The organism is Nocardia sp. NPDC004415 (assembly GCF_053602435.1).
In genome coordinates this window covers 1-19,842 of sequence record NZ_JBSGDP010000025.1, presented here as the reverse complement: position 1 = coordinate 19,842, position 19,842 = coordinate 1, and the positions used below count along the sequence as shown (strand labels likewise).

Below are 19,842 nucleotides of genomic sequence, written 5' to 3'. Positions count from 1 at the left end.
GGTCGGGTCCGTGCCGGTCGTGTCATTGCTGTTCCACCTCACCCATCACCGAAACTTGTTGCGCGCGGGCAGGATCAGGCGACCGGCGCGCGCAGTTCTCCGAGTACCAGGACCACCTCGGCCGGGCCGGGGTCGGCCGGGGCCGCGTCGTCGGCGATCACGGCCCGCAGGTCCTCGAGGTCCGTGGTGTCGATCGCCTCCAGCGCGGCGCGGTCACCGAACAGGTGGCTCACCCATTCCTCCGCGAGTGCCGCCGAACTCGCCAGCACCATCGACGCACCGGCCACACCGGCCGCGACCGGCTCCACCAGGGCGGCGAAGCTGTCGGCGGCGCCGTTGCCGAAGGTGCGCGACTCGTAGGTCAGCTCGGCGTCGGCGCGCACCCGCGCACCGGCGGTGGCGAGTTCGTCGTAGCTGCGCACGCCGTCGGCGCCGACGAAGGCCGGGTCGCCGCCGCGCAGCGCCCTGGTGCGATCGGCGTAGGTCACCGGTCGCGCGGACTGGGTGGACAGTTCGGTCCGCACCGCCGCGTCGTCGAGGACCACCCAGTCGATCTCCCCGCCGGGCGCGCTACCCAGGGTGATGCCGATCTTGGCGCACGGCTCACCGATGGCCCGCCCATCCGGCACCGGCACCACGGCCGCACCGGACTTGAGCACGGCCCAGACGGCGACCGCCCAGTCCACGCCACGCGGAAGATCCAGCGCCACACCGGTTCCTGGCCCGAAGCCACGGCCGATCAGCAGCCGGGCCAGCCGCGAGGAGCGGGTGTCGAGCTGCTCGAAGGTCAGCGATTGCTCGCCCCACACCAGCGCCGGGCCGTCCGGATCGTCCTCGGCCGCCGCGGCGAACGCCTGGGCGAGGGTGGTGCCACCGGTCGGCGCGCTCGCGGCGGCGGCCTGTTCGGGTCCACCGAGCAGCCGGGCGCGTTCCTGCTCGTCGAGGATGTCGATATCGCCGATACACAGCTGCGGGTCGGCGGCGACCGCGGTCAGGATGCGGGCGAAGCGCGTGCCGAGCGTGCGCACGGTGGCCTCGTCGAACAGGTCGGTGGCGTAGTTGAACAGCGTCACCAGCTCGTCGGGCTCGCCGGCCGCGGTGAAGCGCGGTTCCACGTCGACCTGCAGATCGAACTTGGCCGCCACCGCGGTCTCCAGCGCCGTCACGGTGAGGCCAGGCAGTTCCAGCGCGGCGGCCTCGTTGTTGCTGAAGGTCAGCGCCACCTGGAACAGCGGGTTGTGCGCGCTGCCCTTGCCCGGCGCGACGACCTCGACGACCCGCTCGAACGGCAGGTCGGCGTGGGCGAAGGCGCCCAGGTCGGTGTCGCGGGCCAGGTCGACGGCCTCGTCGAAGGACCCGGCCGGGTCCAGCGGCGTGCGCAGGGTCAGCGTGTTGACGAACATGCCGACCAGCTCGTCGAGCGCGCGCTCGCCACGACCGGCGACCGCCGTGCCGATGGCGATGTCGGAGGTGCCGGAGAGCCGGGCCAGCAGCACGGCCAGCGCCGCGTGCACGACCATGAACAGCGACGACTTGTGTTCGCGGGCAAGCTGATTCAGCCGCGCGTGCACCTCGGCGGGCAGCCGTAGTTCGGTGGTGGCGCCGCGCAGCGTCGGGACCGCAGGACGCGGCCGGTCCTGCGGCAGTTCCAGCAGCGGCGGCAGGCCGGCCAGCTGCTCGCGCCAGTAGTCGAGCTGTGCGGCCGCGCCCGAGCCGGGCTCGTCGTCGGCGCCGACCACCTCGCGCTGCCACAGCGCGAAATCGGCGTACTGCACCGGCAGCGGGGTCCAGGCCGGGGCCTGCTGCCTGGCGCGGGCCACGTAGGCGGTCATCAGGTCGCGGGCCAGCGGTGCCAGTGAGGCGCCGTCGGCGGAGATGTGGTGCACCACGAACACCAGCAGCCAGTCGGCGGCCGAGCCGTCGGTGAGCAGCCGTACCCGCAGCGGCACGTCCTTCGTCACGTCGAAACCGGCCTCGGCCAGCTCGGCGACCCTGGTCAGCACCTCGGTGGTGGTCTCCACCGCGAGCCCGTCGGGCAGCACCTCGGCGACCGTGCGGATCTCCTGCACCGGGTTGCCGTCGACGGCCGGGAACCGCGTGCGCAGCGACTCGTGCCTGCCGAGCACATCGAGCACCGCCGCGTCGAGGGCGGCGACATCGAGTTCGCCGGTCAGGCGCAGCGCGAAGGGGATGTTGTAGGAGCCGGAGGCCGGGTCGAGCTGGTTGAGCACCCACATGCGCTGCTGGGCCAGCGACAGCGGAATCCGTTGCGGCCGTTCGGCAGCCACCAGCGCGGGCCGGGCGGCACCGGCGGCCGCGCCGATCCGGGCAGCCAGGGCCGTCACCGTGGGCGCCTCGAACAGGTCGCGGATGGTGATGTCGGCGTCGAGTGCCTCGTTGATCCGGGCGATGGCGCGGGTGGCCATGAGCGAGTTGCCGCCGAGCGCGAAGTAGTCGTCGTCGGCGCCGACGCGGCCCATGCCGAGCAGTTCGGCGAACACGCCCGCCACGATCTCCTCGGCGGGAGTGGCGGGGGCGCGGAACTCGCCCGCGGTGAAGGTCGGAGCGGGCAGGGCCTTGCGGTCGAGCTTGCCGCTGGTGTTGAGCGGGAACTCGGCCAGCGACACCAGCGCGGCCGGAATCATGTACTTGGGCAGCGATTCCCCGATGGCCGCCAGCAGCGGCGCCTGCTCGATCTCGGCACCCGGCTTGGGCACCACATAGGCGACCAGCTGCTCACCGGCCGCCGAATCGGCGACGATCGCGACGGCCTGGCTGACCTCGGGCTGGGCCAGCAGTGCGGTCTCGATCTCGCCGAGCTCGATGCGCTGACCGCGGAACTTCACCTGGAAGTCGGTGCGGCCCAGGTATTCCAGCACGTGCGTGTCGTCGGCCGGGGTGCGCCAGACGACGAGGTCACCGGTGCGGTACATGCGCGCGCCGGGCTCGAAGGGGTTGGCCACGAACCGATCCGAGGTGAGATCCGGCCGGGCGACATATCCGCGCGCGAGCTGGTCACCGGCGAGATACAGCTCGCCGACCACCCCGGACGGAACCGGGCGCAGCCGCGCGTCCAGCACGTAGACTTGAGTGTTCCACTGCGGCACACCGATCGGCACCGAACCGCGATCGGTCGCACCGGCGGGCCAGTAGGTCACCGACACGGCCGCCTCGGTGGGGCCGTACAGGTTGTGCACCTGCGCGGTGGACACCGCCCGCAGCGCCTCGACCGTCTCCGGCGGCAGCGCCTCGCCGATGGCGAACACGTCCCGCAGCGTGGGGATCGAACCCGCGGCGGTGTGCGCGGCGAACACGGTGAGCATCGACGGCACGAAATCCGTCACCGTGACGCTCTGGGCGGCAATGGTTTCGGCGATGTAGGCCGGGTCGCGGTGTCCGTCGTGGGTGGCCACCACCAGCTTGGCGCCGGTGCGCAGCGGCATGAAGTAGCCCCACAGCGACACGTCGAAGGTGGTGGCGGTCTTCTGCAGGTACACATCGCCCGGGCCCAGCGGGTACTCCGCGAGCATCCAGGCGGTCTGGTTGTCGATGGCCGCGTGCGAGACCGCGACGCCCTTGGGACGGCCGGTCGAGCCCGAGGTGAAGATGACATAGGCCGGGTGCCGCGGCAGCACCGGGCGCAGCAGCTCGGCGGCGGTCAGCGGCGCGGCGGAGAAGTCTTCCAGAGCGGCGGTATCCATGGTGATCACCGGTGTACCGGCGGGCACCTCGACAGCGTCGGCGGTGGTGGTGAGCACGCACACCGGCTGCGCGGTGTCGAGGATGTGGGCGATGCGCTCGGCCGGGTGGTCCGGGTCCAGCGGTACGTACGCGCCACCGGCGGTGACGATGGCGTACATGCCGACCACCAGGTCCAGCGAGCGCCGCACGGCCAGGCCGACCAGCGATTCCGCGCCGACCCCGCGCCCCACCAGCAGCCGGGCCAGCCGGTTCACCCGCTCGTCGAACTCGCGGTAGGTGAGTTCGGTGTCCTCGTAGGCGATCGCGACGGCATCGGGGTGCGCGCTCACGGCCGCGCGGTAGCCGTCGAGCAGCAGCGCCGAGGGCAGTTCGTGCGCGGTGTCGTTCCAGCGCACCAGGATTCGTTCGCGCTCGGCGGGCCCGAGCAGCTCGATCGCGCCGACCGGGCGGGCCGGATCGGCGACGACCTGGGTGAGCAGGCGCACCAGCCGGTCGGCGAAACCGGCGACGGTGGCCTCGTCGAACAGGTCGGTGGCGTAGGTGAACGCGGCCGAGACGCCGTCGGCGACCCCGGCGGTCTCCAGCGGCACCATGGTCAGTTCCAGATCGAACTTCGCGAACGGCGTGGCCAGATCGACCCCGGCGACGGTGAGGCCGGGCAGCTGCAGTTCGGTATTGGCCAGGTTCTGGAAGGTGAGCATCACCTGGAACAGCGGGTGCCGCGCCATGGACCGGGCCGGATCGAGCAGTTCGACCAGGCGCTCGAACGGCACATCGGCGTGGCCGAAGGCCGCCACATCGGTGGTGCGGACCGTGCCGAGCAGCTCGTCGAAGCTGCGGGCCGGGTCGACCTCGGTGCGCAGCACCAGCGTGTTGACGAACATGCCGATCACGTCGTCGAGCACGGCCTCACCGCGCCCGGCCACCGGCGTGCCCACGGCGATGTCGGTGGTGCCCGACAGCCGCGACAGCAGCACGGCCAGCGCGGTGTGGACAACCATGAACAGCGTCGAATTGTGTTCGCGCGAGAGGCGATCCAGCGCGGCGTGCACGTCGGCGGGGATACGGAAGTCGTAGCTCGCGCCGCGGTTGGTCATGGCGGCGGGGCGCGGCCGGTCGGCGGGCAGGTCCAATTGTTCCGGCAGCCCGGCCAGTTCGTCACGCCAGAACGAGATCTGCTGGGCCAGCAGCGAATCCGGGTCGGATTCGGCGCCCAGGGTCTCGCGCTGCCACAGGGTGAAGTCGGCGTACTGCACCGGCAGGTCGTGCCAGCGGGGGGCGAGCCCACGCAGGCGGTCGGAGTAGGCGGAGATGAGGTCGCGGGTCAGCGGCGCCATCGAGAAACCGTCGGCGGCGATGTGGTGGACCACGCACAGCAGCACGTGTTCCTGGGCACCGAGGCGGAACAGGCGCAGCCGCACCGGCGGTGCCTGCGTCACGTCGAAACCGGCCACGGCCTGCGCGCCGATCAGCGCGGGCAGCTGGTCGGCGGTCGCGTCGACCACTTCGAGCTGCGGGACCGCGCGCGGGTCGCGCACCGGCAGCACCAGCTGCACGGCGTCACCGTCGACCACCGCGTTGCGGTCGGCGGGCCCGGAGGCGGTAGCGGAGCGTGACCACGCAGGGCCCTCGGTCGCGACGCCATATACCGGATAGATGGTGCGCAGCACCTCGTGACGGGCGACGAGATCGGTGACCGCGGCACGCATGGCGGCCAGGTCGAGCACGCCCGACAGGCGCACCGGCAGCGGAATGTTGTTGGCGCCACTGGCCGGATCGAACCGGTTGAGGAACCACATCCGCTGCTGCGCGTAGGACAGCGGGATCTGTTCCGGGCGCACCTGCGCCGTCAGCGGATGACCGGTGCCCACCCCGATATGCGATTCGACCCTGGCCGCCAGCGTCGCGACCGTCGAGGCCTCGAACACCAGCTGGACCGGCACCCGGGTCTCGAGCGCGGTACCGATGCGGGCCACCGCCTGCGCGGCCAGCAGCGAGTTGCCGCCCAGCTCGAAGAAATCGTCGTCCGCGCCGACCTGTTCGCTGTCGTCGGGGACCAGCAGGTCCGCGAACACCCGCGCCACGATCTCCTCGACCGGGGTGCTGGGCGCGCGGTAGGCGCGCGCGGTGAAAGTGGGCTCCGGCAGGGCTTTGCGGTCCAGCTTGCCGACCGGGGTCAGCGGGATCTCGTCGAGCAGCATGACCGCCGCGGGCACCATGTACGCGGGCAGCAGCCCGGCCAGGTGGGTGGTGAGCTCGGCCGGGGTCACCGCGGCGCCCGCGCGGGGCAGCACGTAGGACACCAGCGAGGTCGCGCCGCTGGCCAGCGTGCGGCCCAGGGTGGCGGCGAAATCCACGTCGGGGTGGGTGGTGAGCGCGTTGTCGATCTCGCCCAATTCGATACGCAGGCCACGGATCTTGACCTGGAAGTCCGAGCGACCCAGGTATTCGAAATCACCGGAGGTGTTGCGGCGCACCAGGTCACCGGTGCGGTAGAGGCGGCCACCGGGCGCGCCCGCGTCGGCACCGAACGGATTGGCGACGAAACGCTCCGCCGTGAGCCCCGGGCGGTCCAGATATCCCTGTGCCAGTGCGGGTCCCGCCAGATACAGCTCGCCGACCACCCCGGCGGGCACCGGCCGCAGTCGCGCGTCGAGCACGAACGCGGCCACGCCGGAGATCACCGAACCCAGCGTCACCGGCTCTCCGGCGACCATCTCGCCGGTGGTGACCATGACCGTGGCCTCGGTCGGCCCGTAGGCGTTGAACACCGAACGACCCTGTGCCGCCCAGCGATCCACCAGTTCCGGGCCGAGCTTGTCGCCACCGGTGACGACCACGCGCACGGTCTCCACCGCGTTCACGTCCACCGACTCCAGCGCGCCCGGCGTGATCAGCAGATGCGAAACCTGTTCGCGGCGAACCAGATCGGCCAGCTCGACACCACCGAACACCGTCGGCGGCACCACCACGAGGGTCGCCCCCGCGCTGAAGGTGAACAGCATCTCCATCAGCGAGAAGTCGAAGCTGGGCGAACTCAGATGCGTCACCCGCGCGCCGGCCTCGATGCGGTACTGCCTGCCGATCGCGGCCATGGTCGCCAGTCCGGCCTGGGTCACCGCGACGCCCTTGGGCAGGCCGGTGGAGCCGGAGGTGTAGATGAGGTAGGCGGGGTGGCGCTCGTCGAGGGTGCGGACCCGGTCGCTGTAGGAGATGGCGTGCGCGGGGCGGGCCGCGACGGCGGCGGCGAGGGTGGGGTCGTCGAGTTCGAGCCAGGCGGTGCTGTCACCGAGGCTGTCGCGATGCGCGGCGGTGGTGAGGCCGAGCACGGCCCGCGAATCGGTGACGATGTGGGCGATGCGATCGGCCGGGTAGGCGGGGTCGATCGGCACGTAGGCCGCGCCGGTCTTGGCGACCGCCCACACGCTCAGCACCGACTCCACCGAGCGGGTGATCGCGACGGCGACGATGTCACCGGGGCCGACACCGCGGCCGATCAGCTCGCGGGCGAGCTGGGAGGACTGCTCGTCGAGTTCGCGGTAGGTGAGTTCGCGCTGGTCGGCGGGCTCACCGGTGGGGTTGAACCGCAGGGCGACGGCCTCGGCGGCCGATTCGACGGCTGCCGTCAGCAACTGCCCGAATGTCGGACTGCTCGACCGGCGACGGCGGTTACCGCGGGCAGAACGACGGGCAGTTTCCATTCGGGTTCATTCACCTCTCATCGAGCCTGGACGCGCGGCGACACCGCACCGTGCAGATCGAGCCATCATATCGACCGGTCACATCGCCCTGCCGGTCGCGCCGGTGCCCCCAGCACTCGGGGCCCTGAGGAGTATCGGCCCGACCCCGGACGGTGTTGCCGGATCAACAGCAAAGTGACGGGGGTCATACCAACCACCGCCACTGTGCCCACGCGGGTCATCCGCGCTCGAAACGCTCACTCAGTGCGAGGAGGGACCCCACTCCAGCGGCACACCCTTGGAGGCGAGGTAGGGCATCGGGTCCATCTTGGCGCCGCCCTGGTCCCAGATCTCCAGGTGCAGGTGCGGGCCGGTGGACTGGCCGCGGTTGCCGACGGTCGCGATGACATCGCCCGCGTTGACCCGCTGACCCTCGCTGACCAGCATCTCGTTGACGTGGCCGTAGACCGCGGTGGTGCCGTCGTCCTGGAGCACCCGCACCCACAGGCCGAAGCCCGAGGCCGGGCCCGCCTCGATGACGGTGCCGTTGGACACGGAGTGGATGGGCGCGCCGATCTGGTCGGCGAAGTCGAGGCCGTAGTGCATGGCGCCCCAGCGGGAGCCGTAGCCGGAGCTGATCGGGCCCGCGACCGGGCGCACGCTCTGCGACGGCGCGACCTGGTGCTGGATGCCCTGGAGGATGTCCTCGACCTGGCTGAGCGGGCCCGCGATCTCGGGCGGCAGGTTGCCGATGCCGAACGGCGCGGCCACGGGGGCGGCGATCGGGGCGGCGACGGCGTCGACCTGAGTGGGGGCCTCGGTGTGCGCGGAGACTTCCTGCGCGGCGACCAGGTTCACGTCCTGGCGGGCCGACTCTGGGACGACGGAATCCTGCACGTCGTCGTGGCTGGGCAGCAGCGGGGCGGCGTAGGCGATGGTGGGGGCGATCTGGGCGGCGATGCCGACCAGGGCGCCGGTGGCGACCGCGGCGCTGGCGGCCACGCGCACCCGGTCGGTCCGCGAGGGCTCGGCACGGTGCCTGCTGGGGCGCCCGGCCGCTCCGTCACCCAGCAGAGCCTGCACGGAGATCGATTCGGGGCCAACCCGGTGCTGCGACAACGTTTCGTCCTAGCGTCCGACTACAAGGAAAACGTCACCGGCGGGGCCGGTCCGGGAGCCTCCGAAGAGGTACCCGGTGCCGAACTGTCTGTAACGGTTCGGCATCCGTTGTGACGGGAACTCTACTCGGCCGTGATCATTCCGCAACCTTCCGGGGAATAGACGCAGGTAGATGACGTATCGCACAGTGACCGAAGTCGTGTCCGGCGGCTCACACCGGGCGCCAGGGGGCTGGACACGCGCCGGGGCGAGCAGACTCTGACCCATGGTGCTCGAGAGCTTGCGTGTCCCCATCGTCGCCGCGCCCATGGCGGGCGGCCCCACCACCGCGGAGCTGACCGCCGCGGTCTCGGCCGCGGGCGGCTTCGGCCAGGTCGCCGCCGGCTACCTCACCGCGCAGGCGCTGGCCGAGCAGATCGCGGCCACCCGTGCCGCCACCGCCGCGCCGTTCGGCGTCAACCTCTTCGCGCCCGGCCCGGTCACCGAACCCGCCGACTACGCCGGCTACCTCGCCGAACTCGGCGCGCGGTTCCCCCTGGGCAGCCCGACCCACGACACCGACGCCTGGGCCGAGAAGCTCGACCTGCTGGTGGCCGACCCGGTCGCGGTGGTCTCGACCACCTTCGGCTGTCCCGGCGCCGAGGAGGTCGACCGCCTGCACGCCGTCGGCACCGAGGTCTGGGTAACCGTCACCTCCCCCGCGGAGGCGCTGATCGCCGTCGACGCGGGCGCCGACGCCCTGATCGCCCAGGGCGCCGAGGCGGGCGGCCACCGGGCCGGCTTCCACGATGTCCCGGCCGACGACCCCGTCGACCCGCTCGCCCTGCTGCCCCTGCTGCAACTGCTCACCGCCGTCACCGACCGCCCGCTCGTCGCCGCGGGCGGCATCGCCACCGGCGCGGGCGTGGCCGCCGTGCTCGCCGCGGGGGCGCGGGCGGCCCAGATCGGCACCGCCCTGCTGCGCTGCGCCGAGGCGGGCACCAACGCGGTACACCGGGCCGCGATCGGCTCGGCCGAACCCACCATGCTGACCCGCGCCTTCACCGGACGCCGCGCCCGCGGAATCCGCAACCGCTTCCTCGTCGAGCACTCCGCCGACGCGCCCGCCGCCTACCCCGAAATCCACTACGCCACAGCCCCGCTGCGGGCCGCCGCCAGGGCCGCGGGCAACCCCGACGAGGTGAACCTGTGGGCGGGCCAAGCCCATTCGCTCAGCACCGGGCAATCGGCAAGCGAACTGGTCAGCGACCTCGCCGCCGACGCGAAAAGCGCTCTCCGAAAAGCACTTTCGGAATGAATCCAGGGTTATTGACAACGAATTTCGTTTAGACTCGGACAGGCACACCCCGCCCCAAGCAGGAGGAGAGCGCCATGTCCCTCGATGTACCCGCCGCCTTGCTCGAACGCGCCGAACAGGGCGATATCGACGACGCGGAATTCGTCGAATGCGTCCGCACATCACTGCCCTACGCCTGGGAAGTGGTGAGCCGGGTCGCCGGCGAACTGCGGGACGGTGACGCGGAATTCGCCGACAACGTGGTGCCCCCGCCGGACGAGGTCGCCCGCGGTCAGCTGTTGCGCGCCCTGGCCTCCGACGCCATCCGCGGCGGGCTCGAGCGGCACTTCGGCGTGAAGCTGGCCTTCCAGAACTGCCACCGCGTCGCGGCGTTCCCGCTGTCGTCGGTGGGCGGGGAGACCTACACCCGCTACATCAGCCCCCGCGCCCAGCTCCTCAACCAGAGCCCCGAACTGCGCAACTGCTGACTTTCGGTCGACAACTGAATATCGACAACTGCATCGCACAACAGAATCCGACAACCGAATACGACGACAGCGGGCGTGGAAGCGAATTCCACGCCCGCTGTCGGTCCTACTCCGGGACTCAGCCCAGGGTCACCACGTCCAGTTCGCCCTCGGCGTACTGGGCCCGCAGCCGCTTCTTGTCGAACTTGCCGACGCTGGTCTTGGGCACCTCCGCGATGAAGGTCCAGCGCTCGGGCAGCTGCCACTTGGCGAACTTGTCGGCCAGGAAGTCGCGCAGTTCGGCGGCCTCGGTGGCCGAACCCTCGGCCCGCACGATGGCCACCAGCGGGCGCTCGTCCCACTTCTCGTCGGGCACGCCGATCACGGCGGCCTCGGCGACGGACGGATGGCCCATCACCGCGTTCTCCAGATCCACCGAGGAGATCCACTCACCGCCGGACTTGATCACGTCCTTGGAGCGGTCGACCAGGGTGAGGTAGCCGTTGGGGCTGATCTTGCCGACGTCACCGGTGCGCAGCCAGCCGTCGTCGAACTTGTCCGGGTCGATCTCGGCGCCGGTGGGCGAGTAGTAGGAGCCGGTGATCCAGGCACCGCGCACCTCGAGCTCGCCGAGCGATTCGCCGTCGTTGGGCACGACCTTGCCGTCGTCACCGACCAGGCGGGCCTCGACATTGGCCGGGAAACGACCCTGCGTGTAGCGGTAGGCCCACGCCTCCTCGCCCTCGGCGCCGGCGGGCGCGTGCGCGACGCTGCCCAGCGGGGAGGTCTCGGTCATGCCCCAGGCGTGCAGGATGCGCACGCCGTGCTTCTCCTCGAACGCGCGCATCATCGACGGCGGCACCGCCGAACCACCGACCACGGCGGTGCGCAGGTGCGAGATGTCCTGCGGCTGGGCGGCCAGCGCGGCCAGCACGCCACCCCAGATGGTCGGCACGGCGGCGGCGAAGGTCGGCTTCTCGGCGGCCATCATCTCCAGCAGCGGCGCGGGCTGCAGGAAGCGGTCCGGCATCAGGATGTTGGCACCCGACATCAGCGCCGCGTACGGCAGGCCCCACGCGTTGGCGTGGAACAGCGGCACGATGGCCAGCACGTAGTCGGAACCCTGGAAGCCCATGCCGTTGGGCGAGTTCACCTGCATGGCGTGCAGCCAGTTGGAGCGGTGCGAGTAGACGACGCCCTTCGGGTCACCGGTGGTGCCCGAGGTGTAACACATGGCGGCGGCCGAGCGCTCGTCGATCACCGGGAAGTCGAACTCGGCGGACTGGGCGTCGAGCAGCTCGCGGTAGGCGTGCACCCGCACACCCTCGGGCGCGGTGAGCGCGGCGGCGTCGCCGTTGACGACGATCACGTGCTTCACGGTCTTCAGGTTCGGCAGGTACTGCGCGAACAGCGGCAGCAGCGTGCCGTCGACGAGCACCACCTGGTCCTCGGCGTGATTGGCCACGAACACCAGCTGCTCGGGGAACAGCCGGATGTTGAGCGCGTGCAGCACCGCGCCCATGGCGGGCACCGCGATGTAGGCGGTCATGTGCTCGTTGTTGTTCCACATGAAGGTGCCGACGCGGTCGCCCTCGCCGATGCCGAGCCCACGCAGCGCATTGGCCAGGCGCGCCGAATCGGCGCCCAGCTCGCGGTAGGTCATGGTCCGCACGCCGTCGCCGGTCCAGGTGGACACGATCGAATCGCCCTGGAAAGTGGCGGCGTACTTCAGCAGTGTGGCCAGCGACAGCTGGTCGTTCTGCATGGTGCTCAGCATTGTGGTGCTCCTTCGGTCCCTGCCGTGGCATGAGCCACGTCACACCGGATGCTACCGAAAAGTATGCGTCGGGAGATTGTTTCCTCCGGCAACATTCCTGCAGGTCTGTAGGGTCACCGCGAAGTCGGCGGCGGGTCGTGCGGCGGCTGGGCTCCGGGCCCGCGATGATGCGCCGGGACGCCCGGACCCGCGTGCTCGGCGTTGTGCACCGCGTCGACCACCAGCCTGCGCACATGGTCGTTGTCGAGGCTGTAGTAGATCGTGGTCCCCTCCCGCCGGGTCCGCACCAGCCGCGCCATCCGCAACTTCGCCAGATGCTGCGACACCGAGGGCCCGGCCTTCCCCACCCTGGTGGCCAGCTCGGTCACCGACAGTTCCTCATCGGCCAGCGCCCACAACACCTGCACCCGCGTCGCGTCGGCCAGCATCCGGAACACCTCGACGACCAGGCCGACCTGGTCCTCGTCCAGCGGCGGGCGCTTGTCTGCGGTCATGCGCAGATAGTAGAGAACCGTCGACCCGCCTCGTCCAGCCGCTCGGCTGATCAGCGCAGGGCGGTCTCGGCCAAGGTGGTCCAGTCGGCGAGCACCTGCTTGCGGCGCGCCCGGTCGCGGCCGACCATCTCGTCGAGGGTCGCGCCGCGCACGAGGTTGATGGTGAGCCAGAAGGTGCTCTCCAGGCGTTCACGGGCGATGTCGGGGGCGATCAGTCCGGCGCAGCGGTCGAGGAGTTCGACCGTGAGATCGTGCTGGACGCGCAGCATCTCGCGGCGCAGCGCGGCGTCGTTGGCGATACCGACGTAGAGCTCGACCGCGGCGCGGCCCAGTTGTCCCGCGAAAGTGGCGGTGACCAGCTGCACCAGCACCGCACCGGCGGAGCTCTCCCCGGCGAGCGCTTTGGCCTTGCGCTGCATGGCTTCCCGCTGCCGGTCGGTGAGATGGCCGATGGTCTGCGCGAAAAGCTGGGCCCGCGTGTGGAACTGGTGCAGCTGGGCACCGCGGGTCACCCCGGCGCGGGCGGTGATGTCGGCGATCGAGGCGCCCGCGTAGCCGACCTCGGCCAGGCTCTCGATCGCGGCGTCGAGCAGCAGCGTCCGCGTGCGCAGACTCTTCTCCTGATGCTTGTTCGGTGGCAGCGCGGGCATCAGACCAGTATACGGCCCGGAAATTCCGTGCTGCCTTGCACGCAATTCCGTGTGACACGTACTGTGACGAGCATGGCTGTAGACCGGATGCTGCCCACCGACGAAGCGCGCGAGCTGATCGAGCTGACCCGCGACATCGCCGACAAGGTCCTCGAACCTCGGGTCGCGGAGAGCGAGAAGACCGGCGTCTTCCCCGAAGGTGTGTTCCCGGCGCTCGGCGCGGCCGGGTTGCTGAGCCTGCCGTATCCGGAGGAGTTCGGCGGCGGCGCGCAGCCCTACGAGGTCTACCTCCAGGTACTCGAGGAGCTGGCGAGCCGCTGGGCGGCCGTCGCCGTCGCGGTGAGCGTGCACGGCCTGAGCTGCCACCCCCTGTTCACCTACGGCACCGACGAGCAGAAACAGCAGTGGCTGGCCGGCATGCTCTCCGGCGAAACCGTCGGCGCCTACAGCCTTTCCGAGGCCCACGCCGGGTCCGACGCGGCCGCCCTGCGCTGCCGCGCCACCCCCGTCGACGGCGGCTACCGCGTCACCGGAACCAAGGCGTGGATCACCAACGGCGGGCGCGCCGACTTCTACACCCTGTTCGCCCGCACCGGCGAGGGCTCGCGCGGCATCTCCTGCTTCCTGGTCCCCGCCGACACCGCGGGCCTGAGCTTCGGCAAGCCGGAGGAGAAGATGGGCCTGCGCGGCATCCCCACCACCACCGCCGCCTACGACGACGCCTTCCTCCCCACCGAACGCCGCATCGGCGCGGAGGGACAGGGTCTTTCGATCGCCTTCAGCGCCCTGGACGCGGGCCGCCTCGGCATCGCCGCCGTCGCCACCGGCGTGGCCCAGCGCGCCCTCGACGAGGCCGTCGCCTACGCCAAGGAGCGAGAAGCGTTCGGCCGCAAGATCATTGATCACCAGGGCCTCGGTTTCGTCCTGGCCGACATGGCCGCCGCCGTCGACACCGCCCGCGCCACCTACCTCGACGCGGCCCGTCGCCGCGACGCCGGACTGCCGTACTCACGCCAGGCCAGCGTCGCCAAGCTGGTCGCCACCGACGCGGCGATGAAGGTGACCACCGACGCCGTGCAGGTCTTCGGCGGCTACGGCTACACCCAGGACTTCCCCGTGGAGCGCTACATGCGCGAGGCGAAGGTCATGCAGATCTTCGAAGGCACCAATCAGATCCAGCGCCTGGTGATCGCCCGCCACCTCGCCGGTTAGCTATCCCGCCACGCGCTGATCAACACGGGTCGGCGCGATCGGGCAACCAGCCAGTAAACTCGATGGCATCTCGAGACCTCGACGGAAAGAGGTGCGCGATGCTGTGGTGGCTGGTCGTGATCGTGATCGTCTGTGTGGGTCTGCTGCTGTATCTGCGCGCCGAGCAGAACCGGCGCACGGCGAGGGAACTCGAGGAGGCCCAGGCCGACGCCAGGGTGACCATCGAGCGCCTCGGCGGGCAGGTCTACCAGCTCACCCCGCGCAACGAAGCCGCCCGTCAGGCCCTGGCCGACGCCTCCGAGCGCTACAACGCCGCGGGCGGCCAGATCGACCGCGCCACCTCCGCCGCCCAGGCCGTGCTGGCCAAACAGTCCGCCGTCGAGGGCCTCTACTACATCGCCGCCGCCCGCACCGCCATGAACATGGACCCCGGCCCGCCCATCCCCCCGCTGCCCGGCCAGGACATCGCGGGCCGCGTCGACAAACCCCGCGTCATCGAACACGACGGCCGCCGCATCGCCGCCTCACCCGCCGCCTCCCCCGGCACTCCGAACTACTACCCGGGCGGTCGCGTCGCCGGTCGTCCCGTCCCCGCAGGCTGGTACTCCGAGCCCTGGTGGCGGCCCGCGCTGATCGCGGGCGCCTGGGGCGCGGGCTCGGCCCTGCTGTTCACCTCACTGTTCGCCGGAATGCCCGGGGTCGGTTACGACGCGCAGGCCTTCGAGGACGGGGCCGGGGAAGCCGCGCTCGACCAGGGCGACCCGGGCGTCGACCCCACCGGATTCGACGACCCGAGCGGTTTCGACGACCCCAGCTGGGGTGGCAGCACCGACACCGGATTCGATGGGGGCTTCGACGGCGGATTCGCCTGAGCGCGCCCGGTCAGCTCCTGGTCTGACATTCGGCCAGTTCCGCGGTCTCCCGCCGCACCTGATCGGAGGCGGGCAGGCGGTCGGCGACGAGCCGCACGCGCGGATTCTGATTCGCGATCTGCTCCGCGGACGCCGCGATCAAATCGCGAGCGGCGGTTTTCAAATGCTCCGGATCGTCCGGGTCGACCGCGGCCATCTCAGTGGCTCTGGACCGGTCGGCCAGGTGCAACCCGTCGAACAGCAGGATCAATTCGGCCTGCGCCGACCGCCATTCCTCCGGGAACAGCTCCGGAATGGGCAACTCCGCGACCCCACGACGCGCGGTGTCGGCAGCCGTGGCCCGCGCCGTCAGCATGGCCGCCGCCGCGTCCCGATACCGCACCGGCGTCAACTGCCCACCACCCGCCTCGGCCGCCTGCAGATCAGCGCGATACCGCGTCTGCACCACACACACCGACCGATAGAACGCCACCATCTCCGCCTGCACCGCGGGCCCCGCCCCCTCGATCTCGGCCGCCCGAGCCACCACCGCCGGATCGGCCTCCCGCGTCACCGCCGTCCCCACCAACCCCCCTTCGACCGCACACCCACCCAGCACCCCACACGCCGCGACCGCGACCAGCACACCCCGAAAACCCGCCCGACCAGCCATGACCACGTACTCCTCGGAAGAAGAACACTCAGCATGCCCACCATCGCCCCACGGGGCGGAAACAAACCGACGCTAGATCACCATCCCCCGAGTACCCCACCCCACACCCATTTCACATCCGGCGTGTCGCCCCACCACCAAGGTTGTAACCACCCCACCCCCACCCGGTAGACTCCCCTCTCGTCCCCCCGGGACCCCCGCCTTCGTAGCTCAGGGGATAGAGCACCGCTCTCCTAAAGCGGGTGTCGCAGGTTCGAATCCTGCCGAGGGCACCAAAATTGTTTCATTCAAACCTACGGCGTAAGCCGTGGGTTTTGTGGTTTCTAGGGCGCTGGCCTGGGCAAACGGTATCGGAACCTCCCGCCGGATAGCCTCCATCAGTTCAACCCCGTCCGGCGTCACTCGCCGATCATCTTCGACGCTGACACCGTCGGACGTGTTCTGAGCCAACGCTGGTTCGCCGCTCCCCATCGCGACGGTTTCCAGCAGCGACTTGAACGGCTCCGCTAGCTCCACGCGTACATCGTCCTGCTCGACATAGATCTTGGTGAAGAACGCCTGGTTGAACAGTCGTCGCACATGATCGGTGGCTCCGACATACGCGCCGTAGCAGTTGACGGCGTAGTCAAGCGCGACGCGCACATTTCGTCCAACATCTTCAAGGTGCGTCGTGCTGGTTTCCAGACGGCTCTCCACTTCCGACAACTGCCGGGCGATTCGATCTTGCTCCTCCTTGAGGAGATCCAGCGGCAATGCCCCGGCGTAGTGGGCTTGGAGCAGTCGGGCGCGTTGATCGAGTAGCTGCTGCTTCTGTGTGGCCATTTCGCGTTGTTGCAGTTCAGCCGCTGTACGGATCGAGGCCCGCTCATCCCGGATCACCGATTCAACCGGTTCCCGGAGTTCGGGTGCGAGCTGGATGGCACGGTACTCAGCCTCGACAAACTCCTCGACACGCGAGATCAGGACAGCCTGGCGCTGACAGGTGGTGTACTTCTGGTGTCGGCCGACACATACGAAGTACGGGTACACCGTGCCGTAGCGATTCTTGGCGATGGTGACGATCAGACGATTGCCGCAGCCTCCAGAACACCGACGACTTCAGGTAGTGCGGGTGCTCGCGCTGCTTCTCGCCAACCGCGTGCGAGGTCAGCACATCCTGAACCCGTTGCCACGTCACGGGATCAATTTCTGGGTCTACTACCCGCAGGATGATCGGGAGGAGCCGCCCGCTCGCGCGCTGGGGGCACTGCTTCGTCAGCTGCATCAATTGCCAGCTCCGCCCTTTGCCCTGCCGTCCTACCTGCCGCTCGCTGGTCTGCGCCGGGCACTGGCACTACCTGGTGCCCTGCGCGAAGCGGATCGGGCCTGGCTTGTCGAACGGTCCGAATCCCTGATCGCGCAGTACGAACAGCTCGACTCGCACTTGGGCGTCGGTATGGTTCATGGCGACGCTTACACAGGTAATACGCTCTGGAATGGTGATCAGGTACGCCTCGGCGATTGGGACGAAATATCCTCGGCGCCACGGGAACTCGATCTCATCAACACCTTCCAGGGAGTTCGCTATGGCGTTGAAAAATCTGAACTTGATGAGTTCGCTGACGCCTACGGCTGGGATGCACGGGAGTGGTCGGGGTTCACAGTGCTGCAAGATATGCGCGACCTGCACACGTTGACCGGCTTCATCCGACGGGCTGCCCGTGAACCAGCGGCGGCAGCACAGCTGGAGCTTCGTATCGCTACGTTGCGGGATTCAAGCGATACGCGGCTTTGGCGGGCGGCAACGTAACTGGACGAATATATCGGCATTGGCCTATGCTCGCGAATGTCGAGACAATCAGGCTATTCAGGATCGCTCCCAGGTTCATCAGCAAACCTCTGCGTCAAGTATTCTTCATGAAGATCGTTAGCTCGGCCCAGCTTAGTCACATACGACTCAAGACGATCGCTAAATGCTTCGCCTGCCGTGGGGATGCATTTGTCTAAGTACTCCTGCGCAATCATGGCAGCTATCAGTGCCATCGTGAACAGCGGTTGTGGACGGTCTGGTGCAGGATTAAAGTCTAGCTGAAACTTCCCATCTATGACCTCAAGATGATTTCGTTCCAGATCGTGCCATGAGCCGTGAATACTGCCTGAACCAGCACGGTACGCCGAATATGCAGTCGGGCCTAGCAATCGGATGCGGTTCTCAGCATTGGGCCATCGGATCTGCTTGCGAGATGGAATTGCATCCTCGCGCACCCCGGCGGTGTCGAAGGTTAGATGGATCGATCGCTCGATTCTCTCTTCGATGTTGAGCTTATCGCCACCGCGCTCATCAATTTGCTGCCGCACGTTTTTCAGGAATTCTTTTTCTGCTATGAGACTATCGAGCACGTAGGATTCGCGTCTGGTCAGATCAGTTGCATCGGCGAGCAAGTACTTCAGTATTGACGCTGAGTCGAGAAATTGTCTCGTCAGCTGCATAGTCTGGTCGCCCCCGTGATCATCGGCAACTCCGCGAATTACTGATCGCATCAGCTTAACCATGCGTACGAGATGGCCAACGAGGATGGCCTCATCGCGGTCGAATCCCTCCGGCTGATCAGCGTCGAGCGTTGCGGCGGCCAGGGTAAGGAGTTGCGCGGCTTCTTTCAGAAGCTCGAATGACTCTCGCATGAATATGGTTTCTGAACTGGCCGATTCAAGTGCAGTGAAATCGACCTGATAGTCGACTACATTGCTCAAATCCAGTTCTCCCCTGTCGGTCATGGCCCGAATCATGGCAGAGTCCATGAGCGAAGTAAAGCTTATATTGTTCGACAGTCTGCTGTAGTGCCGTACACTGGCGAGCCATGCGACTGCTATCCCTTGACTACGATCCTGTCTACGGTGACGACGACAGTGACGACTGCATGCGCGCATCATTTGGCAGCGACGTCACCGTCTTCGACTATGATGTCGTGATCTGGGATCCTGCGGAGACGCTACGCTCTTACCGTGATTCAGGCTACGGTGGCGTAGCGCACTTCCAAAATCTTCCGCGAATATCTGATCATAAGTCAGTCGGCCTCAAAGCGGACATCTCACGTCGCAGATCGGAATTCGCCGAGTTTCTTAAGATGGGTCGGACACTGGTTGTCATTGTGCGACCTCCGCAGGAGTGCTATGCCGCGACCGGCAAAAAGACTTATTCGGGAACAGGGCGCAACCAAAAAGTAACGAGCCTGGTTGTCAAAGAAGATATTTGGAATGCACTTCCCGTCCGCGATCCGCAGCTCACACTTGCTGCTGGCAGTCGGCTCACTATCAACGGCGAAGGCGCGATCCCATCGTTCTTGCGGAAGTACAAAAGATTCCTCAAGTATGAAGCGTTTATGTCAAACCCGCCTGGACGTCCGGTCGCGACTGTGACTGGTACCAGCCACGCAGTCAGTTCTGTTTTGAAGACCGAAGACGCTGGGCTACTTCTTCTATTGCCCGTATTTCAGTTGAAAGACGGTAGGGATGAAGAAACCGGAAGAGCGCTTTGGAAGGACGAGTCTGTTGAAATCCAGGAAGACTTGCTTGAAGCAATAGAAAAGATAAAAGCCACAGCTGTCGAGACTCGTCCAGTTTGGGCAGGTAAGTACTCCACAAAGGATCAGGTCGCGCTTCGCGATGCCGTCGTAAAGCAGCAAAAGCGTGTTGAGACGGCCCGTGCGAAGTTGTCGACGCTCCAACAAAAGGAGGAGCAGGGACAATCGAAGGATCAGCTTTTTCTCGGTACAGGTCGCGCACTTGAACTGGAAGTAAAGGCAGTGCTTGAGCTGCTAGGAGGCGACGTTACAGAACCCGAACCGGGAAGAGACGACTGGAAAGCTAAGAGCCCCTATCGGGTTCGGTTGCTGAGTCGTCGCCAACAGATCAGTGCCGCACCAAGATTCAGGAATCCGTAGTGGATGTCGGTGCGACGTTCC

At 68.2% G+C, this 19,842-nt stretch carries 14 protein-coding genes and 1 tRNA gene; 8 read left to right on the top strand and 7 right to left on the bottom strand.

Annotated features, from left to right (window positions below; all coding sequences use genetic code 11):
* Nucleotides 1-74 precede the first annotated feature (74 nt).
* Entirely contained in the window at nucleotides 75-7,403 is a 7,329-nt protein-coding gene (locus ACWEMY_RS14470) for an amino acid adenylation domain-containing protein (protein ID WP_452390403.1), read from the bottom strand.
* 240 nt (nucleotides 7,404-7,643) lie between these two features.
* Entirely contained in the window at nucleotides 7,644-8,465 is an 822-nt protein-coding gene (locus ACWEMY_RS14465) for a M23 family metallopeptidase (protein WP_375934074.1), read from the bottom strand.
* 301 nt (nucleotides 8,466-8,766) lie between these two features.
* Between ACWEMY_RS14465 and ACWEMY_RS14460 the strand changes: the two genes are divergently transcribed.
* Nucleotides 8,767-9,798, top strand: coding sequence for a nitronate monooxygenase (locus ACWEMY_RS14460; protein ID WP_452390402.1), 1,032 nt, complete (start codon nucleotides 8,767-8,769; stop codon nucleotides 9,796-9,798).
* Nucleotides 9,799-9,872: 74 nt separating this feature from the next.
* Nucleotides 9,873-10,265 (top strand): SCO5389 family protein, encoded by a 393-nt coding sequence (locus tag ACWEMY_RS14455; RefSeq protein WP_278264599.1) that lies wholly within the window; start codon nucleotides 9,873-9,875, stop codon nucleotides 10,263-10,265.
* A gap of 118 nt (nucleotides 10,266-10,383) precedes the next feature.
* Here ACWEMY_RS14455 and ACWEMY_RS14450 read toward each other — a convergent pair whose 3' ends face one another.
* The 3 genes from ACWEMY_RS14450 to ACWEMY_RS14440 all read right to left on the bottom strand — a co-directional run bounded on the left by ACWEMY_RS14450 (nucleotide 10,384) and on the right by ACWEMY_RS14440 (nucleotide 13,165).
* The gene (locus ACWEMY_RS14450) at nucleotides 10,384-12,021 is read right to left on the bottom strand and encodes a long-chain fatty acid--CoA ligase (RefSeq protein ID WP_452390401.1); all 1,638 of its coding nucleotides are present in this window, start codon (nucleotides 12,019-12,021) and stop codon (nucleotides 10,384-10,386) included.
* Nucleotides 12,022-12,134: 113 nt separating this feature from the next.
* Nucleotides 12,135-12,515: an ArsR/SmtB family transcription factor gene (locus ACWEMY_RS14445; protein WP_375934065.1), complete on the bottom strand. Its 381-nt coding sequence runs from the start codon at nucleotides 12,513-12,515 to the stop codon at nucleotides 12,135-12,137.
* Nucleotides 12,516-12,565: 50 nt separating this feature from the next.
* On the bottom strand, nucleotides 12,566-13,165 hold the full coding sequence (locus ACWEMY_RS14440; protein WP_452390400.1) for a TetR family transcriptional regulator: 600 nt from the start codon (nucleotides 13,163-13,165) through the stop codon (nucleotides 12,566-12,568).
* 72 nt (nucleotides 13,166-13,237) lie between these two features.
* Between ACWEMY_RS14440 and ACWEMY_RS14435 the strand changes: the two genes are divergently transcribed.
* Both ACWEMY_RS14435 and ACWEMY_RS14430 read left to right on the top strand, forming a co-directional pair.
* A complete protein-coding gene (locus ACWEMY_RS14435) occupies nucleotides 13,238-14,377 on the top strand; it encodes an acyl-CoA dehydrogenase family protein (protein ID WP_452390399.1) in 1,140 nt (379 codons plus the stop codon).
* 98 nt (nucleotides 14,378-14,475) lie between these two features.
* Nucleotides 14,476-15,249, top strand: coding sequence for a DUF1542 domain-containing protein (locus tag ACWEMY_RS14430; protein WP_375934050.1), 774 nt, complete (start codon nucleotides 14,476-14,478; stop codon nucleotides 15,247-15,249).
* Nucleotides 15,250-15,259: 10 nt separating this feature from the next.
* Here the strand turns inward: ACWEMY_RS14430 and ACWEMY_RS14425 are convergent, their stop codons facing one another.
* A complete protein-coding gene (locus ACWEMY_RS14425; RefSeq protein ID WP_452390398.1) occupies nucleotides 15,260-15,814 on the bottom strand; it encodes a hypothetical protein in 555 nt (184 codons plus the stop codon).
* Between the two features lie 286 nt (nucleotides 15,815-16,100).
* On the opposite strand from ACWEMY_RS14425, the gene ACWEMY_RS14420 reads away from it, so the two are divergent.
* From ACWEMY_RS14420 to ACWEMY_RS14410, 3 genes are all read left to right on the top strand, one after another.
* Nucleotides 16,101-16,176: transfer RNA gene (locus tag ACWEMY_RS14420), tRNA-Arg, on the top strand.
* Between the two features lie 304 nt (nucleotides 16,177-16,480).
* Nucleotides 16,481-16,702 (top strand): hypothetical protein, encoded by a 222-nt coding sequence (locus tag ACWEMY_RS14415; RefSeq protein ID WP_452390397.1) that lies wholly within the window; start codon nucleotides 16,481-16,483, stop codon nucleotides 16,700-16,702.
* Between the two features lie 310 nt (nucleotides 16,703-17,012).
* Nucleotides 17,013-17,690, top strand: a complete 678-nt coding sequence (locus ACWEMY_RS14410) for a phosphotransferase (RefSeq protein ID WP_452390396.1) — start codon at nucleotides 17,013-17,015, stop codon at nucleotides 17,688-17,690.
* 53 nt (nucleotides 17,691-17,743) lie between these two features.
* Here the strand turns inward: ACWEMY_RS14410 and ACWEMY_RS14405 are convergent, their stop codons facing one another.
* Nucleotides 17,744-18,655, bottom strand: coding sequence for a DUF5677 domain-containing protein (locus ACWEMY_RS14405; protein ID WP_452390395.1), 912 nt, complete (start codon nucleotides 18,653-18,655; stop codon nucleotides 17,744-17,746).
* A gap of 83 nt (nucleotides 18,656-18,738) precedes the next feature.
* Here ACWEMY_RS14405 and ACWEMY_RS14400 point away from each other — a divergent pair, with 83 nt between their 5' ends.
* Nucleotides 18,739-19,821 (top strand): hypothetical protein, encoded by a 1,083-nt coding sequence (locus ACWEMY_RS14400; RefSeq protein WP_452390394.1) that lies wholly within the window; start codon nucleotides 18,739-18,741, stop codon nucleotides 19,819-19,821.
* The last annotated feature ends 21 nt before the right edge of the window (nucleotides 19,822-19,842 follow it).